Source organism: Pseudomonas sp. BTN1, assembly GCF_001907715.1.
In the GTDB taxonomy this organism is placed as follows: domain Bacteria; phylum Pseudomonadota; class Gammaproteobacteria; order Pseudomonadales; family Pseudomonadaceae; genus Aquipseudomonas; species Aquipseudomonas paracarnis.
Genome location: NZ_MPBM01000029.1, coordinates 98,526 through 111,125 on the forward strand (window position 1 = coordinate 98,526; position 12,600 = coordinate 111,125).

Below are 12,600 nucleotides of genomic sequence, written 5' to 3' on the forward strand. Positions count from 1 at the left end.
CGGAGCGTCCGGTGAGGCGTTCCCACGCAGAGCGTGGGAGCGAGCAGGTTACGAATACCTGAGGGCGTGCGCCGGCTCAATCTTCGCCGCCCGATACGCCGGGTAAATCGTCGCCAAGAAGCTCAACACAAACCCTGCCGAGCAGATCAGCAACACATCCCCACCTTGCAGCTCCGAAGGCAGGTTGCTGACAAAGTACACATCCGAGCTGAAGATATGCTGCCCGCTCACCCGCTCCAGCCAGCCCACCAGCTCACTCACGTTCAGCGCCGCAATCACCCCCAGCACGCCGCCGATCAAGGTGCCGACCACGCCAATCACGGTGCCCTGCACCATGAAGATCGCCATGATCTGCCGAGGTGTGGCGCCGATGGTACGCAGGATCGCGATATCCGCGCCTTTGTCGTTCACCACCATGATCAAGGTGGCGATGATGTTGAACGCGGCCACGGCGACGATCATCAGCAACAGCAGGCCGATCATGGTCTTTTCCATTTTCATCGCGCTGAACAGGCTGCCCTGGGTGTGGGTCCAGTCATCCGGCTTGTAAGCCGCGCCCAGGCTGGCGGCGATATCTGCCGAGACTTTGGGCGCTGCGTACAAGTCCTTTACCGCCAGGCGCACGCTTTGTACCTGGTTGGGCTGCCAATGCTGGATTTCAGCGGCGTCGGCCATGTGGATCAGGGCCATGGAGCCATCCAGCTCGGCGCCGACCTTGAAGATGCCCACCACATTCAGGCGCTGCATGCGCGGGGTGATACCGCCCGGGGCGCTGCTGAGCTCCGGCACGATCAGGGTCAGCTTGTCGCCCACGTTCAGGCGAAAACGCCGCGCAGTGATATCACCGACCACCACCCCGAACTCGCCGGGTTTGAGGTCGTCGAGTTTGCCGCGCACGATGTGCTGGGCCACGATCGACACCTTGCCTTCCTGGGCCGGGTCGACGCCACTGATCTCGATGGGCTGCATCGCGCCCTTATAGGAAAACATGCCATCCATCTGGGTGAAGGGCACAGCGGCGGTGACTTGCGGATTCTTCATCGCGGCGGCGGCCACCGGCTGCCAATCATCAATCGGCTTTACGCCGACGATGGTGGCGTGGGGCACCATGCCGAGGATGCGCGAGCTCATTTCACGCTGAAAGCCGTTCATTACCGAAAGCACCACGATCATCGCCAATACGCCCAGGGCGAGGCCGATCATCGAGGTCATCGAGATAAACGAGACAAAACGGTTGCGGCGCTTGGCGCGGGTATAGCGCGTGCCGATAAAAATCGATAACGGTCTGAACATTCGCGGGCACCGTTGGAAAAATGAAAAAGCCCGACCTCAAAAAACCGGGCTTGCAACAGGTCAGATAGCGACCAGATGACCTTCCTGCAAATGCAGTACGCGGTCCATCTGCCGGGCCATGCTCATGTCATGGGTCACCACCAGGAACGCGGTGCGCATCTGGGTGCTCAGTTCCAGCATCAAGTCCTTGATGCCCTGGGCGGTGTGGGAGTCGAGGTTGCCGGTCGGCTCGTCGAGCATCACCAGGCCCGGGTTGTTCACCAGGGCGCGGGCAATCGCCACACGCTGGCGCTCACCACCGGACAGTTCGGCCGGCTTGTGCTCCAGGCGATGGCCGAGGCCCACACGCTCCAGCAAGGCAGTGGCCCGTTGGCGCGCTTCAGGAATCGCGGTCTTGCCGATCAACAGCGGCATGCATACGTTTTCCAGGGCGGTGAATTCCGGCAGCAGGTGGTGGAACTGGTACACAAAGCCCAACGAGCGGTTACGCAGTTGGCCACGGGCCTTTTCATTCAACGCCGACAGTTCTTCGCCGGCCAGCCAGACGCTGCCTTGGGACGGCGTATCGAGGCCGCCCAACAGGTTCAGCAAGGTACTTTTGCCCGAACCGGAACTGCCAACGATCGCCACGCGTTCGCCCGGATGCAGTTCAAGTTGCAGGTTCGACAGCACCACCACCGACTCCGGGCCTTCCTCGTAGGATTTGCCCAGGTTGCGGCAGCTCAGGATTGCTTTTTCACTCATGCCCGATTCACTCATAACGTAATGCCTGTGCTGGCTGGGTACGTGCCGCGCGCCAGGCTGGATACAGGGTGGCAAGGAAGCTCAGGACCAACGCAGCGCCGCCCACCATCAGCACGTCCTGGGTTTGCACCTGGGACGGCAAGTAATCGATGAAGTAGACGTCGGCGTTGAGAAACTTGTGGCCGATCACTTTTTCAAGCAGGGCAATGGCAGCGCTGACGTTCAGCGCGGCCAGAATGCCCACCGCCGTGCCGATCAAGGTGCCGACTACGCCGATGACGGTGCCCTGCACCATGAAGATCGCCATGATCTGCCCCGGCGTGGCGCCCAACGTACGCAGAATGGCGATGTCGCCCTTCTTGTCGTTCACCACCATCACCAGCGTGGAGATGATGTTGAAAGCCGCCACGGCGACGATCAGCAACAACAACAGGCCGATCATGGCTTTTTCCATGCGGATGGCCTGGTACAGGTTGCCGTGGGTGCGGGTCCAGTCGCGGGCGTAGTACTCGGTCTCCCCCAGGTGCTGGGCAATTTCCCAGGCACCGCGCGGCGCATCGAACAGGTCGTTGAATTTCAGGCGCAGGCCCTGCACCTGGTCGGGCTGCCAGCGATGCAGGCGGGCCAGGTCGGTGAGGTTGGTCAGGCCGATGTAACCGTCGATCTCGCCAGCGCCGACGTGGAAGGTGCCCACCACGGTAAAGCGCTTCATGCGCGGGAACATGCCGGCCGGGGTCACGGTGACTTCCGGGGCGACGAAGGTCAGCTTGTCGCCAACCCCCACGCCCAGCTTGGCCGCGGCCTTGTCACCGATAACGATGCCAAAGCTGCCCGGCGACAGCGCGTCGAGCTTACCTTGCAGCATGAACTTGTCGATGATCGAGACGTTGCGCTCCTGGGCAGGGTCGATGCCGTTGAGCAGGATCTTCTGCACTTTGCCGTCGTTGGTCAGCAACCCCTGCATCTGGGTAAACGGCGCTACCGCCACCACCTTGGGGTTCTGCTGGACCTTGGCGGCCAGGCTTTGCCAGTCGTTGATGGGCGCATCGCCCTCGATGGTCGCGTGGGGCACCATGCCCAGCACGCGGGTGCGCATCTCATGATCGAAGCCGTTCATCACCGACAGCACCACGATCATCACGACCACGCCCAGGGCGAGACCGATCATCGAGGTCAAGGAAATGAACGACACAAAATGATTGCGACGCTTTGCACGGGTATAACGCGTGCCGATAAATACGAAGAGAGGTCTGAACATGTCGGGGCTTGTTCGGAGGAAAAGAAGACGTCCCGGTGGCGGGGTCTGGTCAGCAGCTTTACACTCAGACCATTACCGTTACCTGGGGTTCGCCATGTCGACATTAGATGAAGAAGAGCGCCGCGAATACTACCGTATCGATGACATGATCGCACTTCAAATCAAACCCCTGTCTGGCCCCGACGCGGCGAGCAAGGGAGTGTTGCTGGATGATTCGCCGCTGTTCAATCTGCTCAGCGAACTGCATCTGAGCGAATTCGAAGCCCAGCACCTGCTGCGCCAGATCAGCGAGAAAGACCGCAGCCTGGCGGCCTTCCTCAAAGTGCAGAACAAACGCCTGGATCTGCTCAGCCAGGTCATGGCTCGCGGTTTGCTGAACGAGGTGGGCGCGCCGCAACCGGTGATCCTCTCCGAAGGCGGCATCGACTTCCAGCACCCGACACCGCTGCCCGCCGACACTCACCTGGCGGTCAAGCTGGTGCTGATGCCCCAGGCGCTCGGCCTGTTGCTGCGCGCGCGGGTGACCCATTGCGACCCCAAGGGCGACGGCTTTGATGTGGGCACGGAGTTCGAGTCCATGACCGATGCCCAACGCCAACTGCTGGCGCGCTATATCCTGCAGAAACAGGCCCAGGAACGCCGCCTGGCGCGAGAACAAAGCGAAGACCTCTGAATGCGTATTCACGACGCCAGCCATCCTGGCGCAAAGGAGCAACTGTGACCCTGATTTACGGCCACCGCGGTGCCAAAGGCGAAGCACCGGAAAACACCCTGACCAGCTTTCAGGAATGTCTCAAACACGGCGTACGTCGTTGCGAGCTGGACTTGCACCTGTCCATGGACGGCGAGTTGATGGTCATCCACGACCCGACCCTCAAGCGCACCACCGACCGACGCGGCAAGGTCGTCGAGTACTCGGCGGCTGACCTGGTGAAGATGGACGCACGCAAAGGCGGCCCAGGCTGGGTAAGCCCCTGCCCGATTCCACGTCTGGAGGAGCTGTTCGAACAGTGCGACTTCGATCACTGGCAACTGGAAGTCAAAAGCGCCTCGCGTACCCGTGCCGCCACCACTGTGCTGGCGATTCGCGAAATGGCTGTGCGCTTTGGCTTGATGGACAAGGTCACGGTGACGTCGAGCTCGCGGGAAGTGCTCAAGGCCGCCGTGGAACTCACCCCGGACCTGTCACGCGGCCTGGTCGCTGAATACGCCTGGCTCGACCCGCTGAAGGTCGCGCAGAACTACGGCTGTGAGTATTTGGCATTGAACTGGACGCTGTGCACCCCCGAGCGGCTGGAAAAAGCCCAGCGCCAGGGCTTGCATGTGTCCGTGTGGACAGTCAACGAACCTGCGCTGATGCGCAGGCTCGCCGACTTCGGCGTAGATAGCCTGATTACAGACTTTCCCGGTTTGGCCACTGCCACCCTCGAGAATTACTGAAATCGGTCTCCCCGGCCGGCTCAGGCCACCGGCCGGAGCCGCTCAAAAAAGCCGGTTGAGGCCGTCGTAGGCCGCTACCCGATAGGCTTCGGCCATGGTCGGGTAGTTGAAGGTGGTGTTGACGAAATACTTGAGGGTATTTTGCTCACCTGGCTGGTTCATGATCGCCTGGCCGATGTGCACGATCTCCGAGGCCTGGTAGCCGAAGCAATGCACGCCGAGTACTTCCAGGGTTTCGCGGTGGAACAGGATTTTCAGCATGCCTTGCGGCTCACCGGCAATCTGCGCACGCGCCATGCTCTTGAAGAACGCCTTGCCCACTTCGTAAGGCACCTTGGCCTTGGTCAGTTCGTGCTCATTCTTGCCGATCGAGCTGATCTCGGGAATCGTGTAGATCCCGGTCGGCACGTCGTTCACGTAGCGCCAGCTGCCGTTGTCGACAATGCTGCCAGCGGCCGAGCGGCCCTGGTCATGGGCGGCACTGGCCAGGCTTGGCCAGCCGATCACGTCACCGGCGCCGTAGATGTTCGGCACGCAGGTGCGGTAGTTCTCATCCACTTCGATCTGGCCACGGCTGTTGACCTTGACCCCGATGTTTTCCATGCCCAGCTTGTCGGTGTTGCCGGTACGGCCGTTGCACCACAGCAAGGCGTCGGCCTTGATCTTCTTGCCAGACTTGAGGTGCAGGATCACCCCGTTGTCCAGGCCTTCGACCCGCTCGTACTCTTCGTTATGGCGCACGGTGATGTTGTTGTTGCTGAAGTGGTAGCTCAACGCCTGGGAGATTTCCGAGTCGAGGAAGCTGAGCAACTGGTCGCGGTTGTCCACCAGCTCGACCAGTACACCCAGGCCACTGAAGATCGAGGCGTATTCACAGCCGATCACGCCGGCGCCGTAGATGATCAGTTTGCGCGGGGTATGGCCCAGGCTCAGGATGGTGTCGCTATCGTAGATACGCGGGTGGTGGAAATCGATGTCCGCTGGGCGATACGGGCGCGAACCGGTGGCGATGATGATGTGCTTGGCCACCAGCTTCTCGACCACGCCATTGGCGCAGACCACTTCGACGGTTTGCTCATCGGCAAAACTGCCGGTGCCGAAGAACAGGTCGACGCGGTTACGGGCGTAGTAGCCGGTACGCGAGGCGACTTGCTTGGAGATGACTTTTTCAGCGCTTTTCAGTACGTCCGGGAAGGAGAACCAGCGCGGCTCACCAATGGCCCGAAACATCGGATTGGTATTGAACTGCATGATCTGCCGTACCGAGTGACGCAATGCCTTGGACGGGATGGTACCCAGGTGGGTGCAGTTACCGCCGACCTGGCGACGGCTATCGACCATCGCCACCTTGCGCCCTGCTTTGGCAGCGTTCATCGCCGCACCTTCTCCAGCTGGGCCGGAACCCAGTACCACCACGTCGTAGTTGTAGACAGCCATGCGTACTCCTCAGAACAGGCCAGGCGTACGGTTGGACGCCGGGCTAAATCATGCCGCGGCCAGCGTGCATGAAGGACAATTTGGCTCAAGTGTGTGAACCGGGGCACAGTCTATAGAAGGCCGAGCGCCGCGAACATTAACCCTTGGTCGCGTCGTAGGCCAGTGTTGCCATACTACAGGACGCAAACCAGCGCCGAATTCAGGATGAGCCATTATGCGACAACTATTTTTCTGTTTGATGCTGATGGTGTCGCTCACGGCGTACGCCAACGATGCACAGCGGCTCAAGCAGGCAAGCTTCCCCGCAAAGGTTGCGGGGCTGGCCCTGAAAAACCAGGCGGTGTTCAACTATCTCTGGGCGGATGTGTATGCCGCGGCGCTGTATGCACCCGCTGACCTGCCGGCAAAGCAGGCTTGGGACCAGCAGAAGGCTGTGCGCCTGGCGCTGTATTACTTTCGCGACATTGATCGCGATGATGTGATCAAGGCGGCCACCGTCACCTTGGAGCGCCAGCAAGCCAATGCCGGGTTGAACCCAGAGATAGCCAAGCTGCACGCGCGCTTTCGGGATATTCGCAGCGGTGATCGCTATGCCCTGGATTTTCGTCCGGGGCGCGGGTTGAATCTGGAGATTAATGGCCAGGTGGTGTTCAGCAGTCCGGACGCTGAATTAGCGAAGGCCTACCTGGGTATCTGGCTCGGGCCCAAAGGGCTGTCGGGCAGTTTGCGCAACACGCTACTCAAGTGATGGCGGCGTTGACGGTTCCATCGTCATCGCAGGCAAGCCAGCTCCCACAGGTAAATGCAGTTCAACTGTGGGAACTGGCTTGCCTGCGATAAGGCCCTCCCAGCCACCACAAAAACCACAGGCATAAAAAAGCCCCGAACCAGTCGGGGCTTTCTCATTCAGCGCACAGGCTTAGCGCGGAAACGCAGGCGGGTTGACCCCAGCCATGTCTTCCATCACGCGAACCACCTGGCAGCTGTAGCCGAACTCGTTGTCGTACCACACGTACAGCACAACACGGTTGTCCTGGGTGATGGTCGCTTCGGCGTCCACCACACCGGCGTGGCGCGAGCCAACGAAGTCGGTGGAGACCACTTCCTGAGAATTGACGAAGTCGATCTGCTTATGCAGGTCGGAGTGCAGCGCCATGTAGCGCAGGTACTCGTTCATCTCTTCACGGGTGGCGGCTTTCTCAAGGTTGAGGTTGAGAATGGCCATCGACACGTTCGGCGTCGGTACGCGGATCGCGTTACCGGTCAGCTTGCCGGCCAGTTCAGGCAGGGCCTTGGCAGCAGCGGTGGCAGCACCGGTCTCGGTGATCACCATGTTCAACGCGGCGCTACGGCCACGGCGATCGCCCTTGTGGAAGTTGTCGATCAGGTTCTGGTCGTTGGTGTACGAGTGAACGGTTTCAACGTGGCCGTTAACGATGCCGAACTTGTCATTCACCGCCTTGAGCACCGGCACGATGGCGTTGGTGGTGCAGGACGCGGCGGACACGATCTTGTCGTCAGCGGTGATTTCAGCGTGGTTGATGCCGTGCACGATGTTCTTGAGCTTGCCTTTGCCAGGCGCGGTCAGCACAACGCGGTCAACACCCGGGCAAGCCAGGTGCTGGCCCAGGCCCTCGGCATCACGCCATACGCCGGTGTTGTCCACCAGCAGGGCGTTCTGGATGCCGTACTGGGTGTAATCCACCTCAGTCGGGTTCTTCGCGTAGATCACCTGGATCAGGTTACCGTTGGCGGTGATGGTGTTGTTTTCTTCGTCAATGGTGATGGTGCCGTTGAACGAGCCGTGTACCGAGTCGCGACGCAGCAGGCTGGCGCGCTTGGTCAGGTCGTTCTCGGCGCCTTTGCGCACCACGATGGCACGCAGGCGCAGGCCGTCGCCGCCACCGGTTTTCTCGATCAGGATGCGCGCCAGCAGGCGGCCGATACGGCCAAAGCCGTACAGCACCACGTCGGTGCCTTTACGGGCGGCAGCGTTTTGCTGGCCAACCACATCGGCCATTTCTTCACGCACGAACTGCTCGGCGGTGCGGCCAGCGCCTTCTTTGCGGAATTTGTAGGCCAACTTGCCCAGGTCTACCGAAGCCGCGCCGAGCTTGAGCTCGCTCATGGCTTTGAGCAGTGGGAATGTTTCGTGGACGGAGAGTTCGCTGTCGTCGGCGGAGCGATGGCGCGCAAAGCGGTGCGCTTTGAGAATCGCGATGACAGACTGGTTGATCAGGCTGCGGCCATAGATCGAGCTCACCACATTGTTATTGCGGTACAGCTGACCGATAAGCGGAATCATCGCTTCAGCGAGTGCTTCACGGTCGATCCATTCACCAAGACACTGGTCGGGCTTCTGAGTCACGGGAACCTTCCACATGTAGGGGCAGAAAAAAGGGGCTACATTATGTCGCCCGACTGAGCGTTGAGCAATGCGCGAAGGGCAACAAAAAGCCCTTGCAAAAAAATACCACCGCGCTACAGCCCAGGAAACACGCGGGTTCCAGAAGGCCACTAGTTTGGTGAGCAGGCCGACTTGTCCGTAACCCTCCTAAACATTCGCGCATTTTGGCACTACATATTGAGTCAAAACCCGCCATTGTTTGTCTTAGCCACTACATTTCCTACAAACCGTAATAGGCACAGTCAGCAACTGACAGGCGGCACCTGGGGCCGTTACAATTACCGACTTTGTCGCAACGCTTGGAGCTCAACCTTCCGTGCCCGTTCTGCGTCTACCGCTACTCCCTGCCGCGGCAGGTAAACAGTACTGGGGCAACCTGCCCGGTGCCGCCCTGAGCCTGGCCATTGCCGAGGCTGCCAGCGCAGCCAAGCGCTTTACCCTGCTGCTCACCGCCGACAGCCAAAGTGCCGAACGGTTGGAGCAGGAGCTGAGCTTCTTCGCCCCGGATTTGCCGGTGCTGCATTTTCCCGACTGGGAAACCCTGCCTTACGATCTGTTCTCGCCGCACCAGGACATCATCTCCCAGCGCATCGCCAGCCTGTACCGCTTGCCGGAACTGGCCCACGGCGTGCTGGTGGTGCCGATCACCACCGCCCTGCACCGCCTGGCGCCGACCAAGTTCCTGCTCGGCAGCAGCCTGGTGCTGGACGTGGGCCAGAAGCTCGACGTCGAGCAGATGCGCACGCGCCTGGAAGCCAGCGGCTACCGCTGCGTCGACACGGTGTACGAGCACGGTGAGTTTGCGGTGCGCGGCGCCTTGATCGACCTGTTCCCGATGGGCAGCAAGCTGCCGTACCGCATCGACCTGTTCGATGACGAAATCGAGACGCTGCGCACCTTCGACCCGGAGAACCAGCGTTCTATCGACAAGGTCGACTCGATCAAGCTGCTGCCGGCGCGGGAGTTTCCGCTGCAAAAAGACGCGGTAACACGCTTCAAGGCGCGCTTTCGTGAGCGCTTCGATGTGGATTTCCGTCGCTGCCCGATCTTCCAGGACTTGAGCAGCGGGATTACACCTGCCGGTATCGAGTACTACCTGCCGTTGTTCTTCGACGAGACCTCCACCCTCTTCGACTACCTGCCCCAGGACACCCAGGTGTTCTCGCTGCCGGGTATCGAACAGGCGGCGGAAAACTTCTGGAACGATGTGCGCAACCGCTACGAAGAACGTCGCGTCGATCCATCCCGGCCTTTATTGCCGCCCGCTGAACTGTTCCTGCCAGTTGAAGACTGCTTCGCGCGCCTGAAAAACTGGCCGCGTGTAGTAGCCAGCCAGCAGGACGTGGACGCCGGCAGTGGCCGGGAGCGTTTCCCGGCGAGCGCGTTGCCCGATTTGGCGATCCAGGCCAAAGCCACGCAACCGCTGGAGGCGCTGTCGAACTTCCTCGGCGACTTCCCGGGCCGCGTGCTGTTTACCGCCGAATCCGCCGGGCGTCGCGAAGTGCTGCTAGAGCTGTTGGAACGCCTGAAGTTGCGGCCGAAAACCGTCGACAGCTGGCCTGACTTTGTCGCCAGCAAAGAGCGCCTGGCGATCACCATCGCGCCGCTGGACGAAGGGCTGCGGTTGGATGACCCGGCGCTGGCCTTGATCGCCGAAAGCCCGCTGTTCGGCCAGCGCGTGATGCAACGCCGTCGCCGGGAAAAACGCGCCGATGCCAACAACGACGCGGTGATCAAGAACCTCACCGAGCTGCGCGAAGGCGCGCCGGTGGTGCATATCGACCATGGCGTGGGCCGCTACCTGGGCCTGCAGACCCTGGAGATCGACAACCAGGCCGCCGAATTCCTCACCCTGGAATACGCCGAGGGCGCCAAGCTCTACGTGCCGGTGGCCAACCTGCACCTGATCGCCCGCTACACCGGCAGCGACGACGCCTTGGCGCCGTTGCATCGATTGGGCTCCGAGACCTGGCAGAAAGCCAAGCGCAAGGCCGCCGAACAGGTGCGCGACGTGGCCGCCGAACTGCTCGACATCTATGCCCGCCGTGCTGCCCGCGAAGGTTATGCCTTCGCTGACCCCAAAGCCGATTACGCCACCTTCAGCGCTGGCTTCGCGTTCGAAGAAACCCCGGACCAGCAAACCACCATCGAAGCGGTGCGCGCCGACATGCTCGCGCCCAAGCCGATGGACCGCCTGGTGTGCGGCGACGTGGGCTTCGGCAAGACCGAAGTGGCCATGCGTGCAGCCTTTATTGCGGTACACGGCGGTCGCCAGGTGGCGATCCTGGTGCCGACCACCCTGCTCGCCCAGCAGCACTACAACAGTTTCCGCGACCGCTTTGCCGACTGGCCCGTGACCGTGGAGGTGATGAGCCGCTTCAAGTCCGCCAAGGAAGTGAACGCCGCCGTTGCCGACCTGGCCGAGGGCAAGATCGACATCGTCATCGGTACGCACAAGCTGCTGTCGGACGATGTGAAGATCAAGAACCTGGGCCTGGTGATCATCGACGAAGAACACCGCTTTGGCGTGCGCCAGAAAGAACAGCTCAAGGCCCTGCGCAGTGAAGTCGATATCCTCACCCTCACCGCCACGCCAATTCCGCGCACGCTGAACATGGCGGTGTCGGGTATGCGCGACCTGTCGATCATCGCCACGCCTCCGGCGCGTCGTTTGTCGGTGCGCACCTTTGTGATGGAGCAGAACAAGAGCACGGTCAAGGAAGCCCTGCTGCGCGAACTGCTGCGCGGCGGCCAGGTGTATTACCTGCACAACGATGTGAAAACCATCGAGAAGTGCGCCGCCGACCTCGCCGAACTGGTACCTGAGGCCCGTATCGCCATCGGCCACGGGCAGATGCGCGAGCGCGAACTCGAACAGGTGATGAGCGACTTCTACCACAAGCGCTTCAACGTGCTGATCGCCTCGACCATCATCGAGACCGGCATCGACGTGCCGAGCGCCAACACCATCATCATCGAGCGTGCCGACAAGTTCGGCCTGGCGCAGCTGCACCAATTGCGCGGTCGCGTCGGGCGCAGTCACCACCAGGCCTATGCCTACCTGCTCACACCGCCGCGCCAGCAGATCACTTCCGATGCGGAAAAACGCCTGGAAGCGATCGCCAATACCCAAGACCTCGGGGCCGGCTTTGTATTGGCCACCAATGACCTGGAAATCCGGGGTGCCGGTGAATTGCTCGGCGACGGCCAGAGCGGGCAGATCCAGGCGGTGGGTTTCACGCTGTATATGGAGATGCTCGAACGCGCGGTAAAAGCCATCCGCAAAGGCGAACAACCGAACCTCGACCAACCCTTGGGCGGCGGCCCGGAGATCAACCTGCGCTTGCCGGCGTTGATTCCCGAAGACTACCTGCCGGATGTGCATGCACGGTTGATCCTGTACAAGCGCATTGCCTCGGCGGCCGACGAAGAAGGCCTCAAGGACTTGCAGGTAGAGATGATCGACCGTTTCGGCCTGCTGCCTGAACCGACCAAAAACCTGGTGCGCCTGACCCTGCTCAAGTTGCAGGCCGAGCAGTTGGGCATCAAGAAAGTCGACGCCGGGCCGCAAGGCGGGCGTATCGAATTCGAAGCGCAGACGCCGGTTGACCCGTTGGTGCTGATCAAGCTGATCCAGGGCCAGCCCAACCGCTACAAGTTCGAAGGGGCTACGCTGTTCAAGTTCATGGTGCCGATGGAACGCGCCGAAGAACGCTTCAACACTTTGGAGGCGCTGTTTGAACGCCTCATTCCGAAATCCGTTTAAGGACGCCCCCATGCGCGTGTTCCGCATTTTGAGCCTGTTGTTGGTGGTACTCGCACCTTCAGCCTTTGCCGACGGCCTGTATCAGGTGGAAATGATCCTGGTGCGCCAGAATGCAGAACCAGTGATCAACAGCCGCGCCGCCCCGGAAAACTGGGATGCGGGCGCGCCGCGCCTGGGTGAGCGGATGAGCCCGCCGCGCCTGGGCAATATCGTCGACAAGCTGCGCGCCGACGCCAACTACACGGTGCTCGCCCA

Annotated in this window: 10 protein-coding genes; 5 read left to right on the forward strand and 5 right to left on the reverse strand. The window is 61.2% G+C overall.

All coding sequences use genetic code 11. The annotated features are described in order from the left end of the window. Nucleotides 1-48: 48 nt before the first annotated feature. From BMH52_RS15665 to BMH52_RS15675, 3 genes are read right to left on the reverse strand one after another with little or no spacing between them, the layout of a single operon-like run. Nucleotides 49-1,293, reverse strand: a complete 1,245-nt coding sequence (locus BMH52_RS15665) for a lipoprotein-releasing ABC transporter permease subunit (RefSeq protein WP_014717521.1) — start codon at nucleotides 1,291-1,293, stop codon at nucleotides 49-51. A gap of 60 nt (nucleotides 1,294-1,353) precedes the next feature. Beyond that, a complete protein-coding gene (lolD, locus tag BMH52_RS15670; protein WP_019818240.1) occupies nucleotides 1,354-2,037 on the reverse strand; it encodes a lipoprotein-releasing ABC transporter ATP-binding protein LolD in 684 nt (227 codons plus the stop codon). Between the two features lie 7 nt (nucleotides 2,038-2,044). Beyond that, a complete protein-coding gene (locus BMH52_RS15675; protein WP_072434385.1) occupies nucleotides 2,045-3,295 on the reverse strand; it encodes a lipoprotein-releasing ABC transporter permease subunit in 1,251 nt (416 codons plus the stop codon). A 94-nt stretch (nucleotides 3,296-3,389) separates the two neighbouring features. On the opposite strand from BMH52_RS15675, the gene BMH52_RS15680 reads away from it, so the two are divergent. Both BMH52_RS15680 and BMH52_RS15685 read left to right on the forward strand, forming a co-directional pair. Next, nucleotides 3,390-3,968, forward strand: coding sequence for a PilZ domain-containing protein (locus BMH52_RS15680; protein ID WP_073844236.1), 579 nt, complete (start codon nucleotides 3,390-3,392; stop codon nucleotides 3,966-3,968). Between the two features lie 44 nt (nucleotides 3,969-4,012). Beyond that, nucleotides 4,013-4,735: a glycerophosphodiester phosphodiesterase family protein gene (locus BMH52_RS15685; RefSeq protein WP_014717518.1), complete on the forward strand. Its 723-nt coding sequence runs from the start codon at nucleotides 4,013-4,015 to the stop codon at nucleotides 4,733-4,735. Nucleotides 4,736-4,777: 42 nt separating this feature from the next. On the opposite strand, the gene sthA is transcribed toward BMH52_RS15685, so the two are convergent. Continuing rightward, nucleotides 4,778-6,172, reverse strand: coding sequence for a Si-specific NAD(P)(+) transhydrogenase (sthA, locus tag BMH52_RS15690; protein ID WP_003189670.1), 1,395 nt, complete (start codon nucleotides 6,170-6,172; stop codon nucleotides 4,778-4,780). Nucleotides 6,173-6,386: 214 nt separating this feature from the next. Here sthA and BMH52_RS15695 point away from each other — a divergent pair, with 214 nt between their 5' ends. Then, nucleotides 6,387-6,920, forward strand: coding sequence for a chalcone isomerase family protein (locus BMH52_RS15695; RefSeq protein WP_072434383.1), 534 nt, complete (start codon nucleotides 6,387-6,389; stop codon nucleotides 6,918-6,920). 171 nt (nucleotides 6,921-7,091) lie between these two features. Here BMH52_RS15695 and BMH52_RS15700 read toward each other — a convergent pair whose 3' ends face one another. Beyond that, nucleotides 7,092-8,555: a glyceraldehyde-3-phosphate dehydrogenase gene (locus tag BMH52_RS15700; protein ID WP_032873405.1), complete on the reverse strand. Its 1,464-nt coding sequence runs from the start codon at nucleotides 8,553-8,555 to the stop codon at nucleotides 7,092-7,094. A gap of 340 nt (nucleotides 8,556-8,895) precedes the next feature. Between BMH52_RS15700 and mfd the strand changes: the two genes are divergently transcribed. Together mfd and BMH52_RS15710 are read left to right on the forward strand one after the other, a co-directional pair. After that, nucleotides 8,896-12,345 carry a transcription-repair coupling factor gene (gene mfd, locus BMH52_RS15705; protein ID WP_072434382.1) on the forward strand — a complete coding sequence of 1,150 codons (3,450 nt, stop codon included), beginning with the start codon at nucleotides 8,896-8,898 and terminating at the stop codon, nucleotides 12,343-12,345. A 10-nt stretch (nucleotides 12,346-12,355) separates the two neighbouring features. After that, the coding region (locus tag BMH52_RS15710; protein ID WP_218190424.1) for a peptidoglycan binding protein CsiV at nucleotides 12,356-12,600 on the forward strand (245 nt) is incomplete at its 3' end.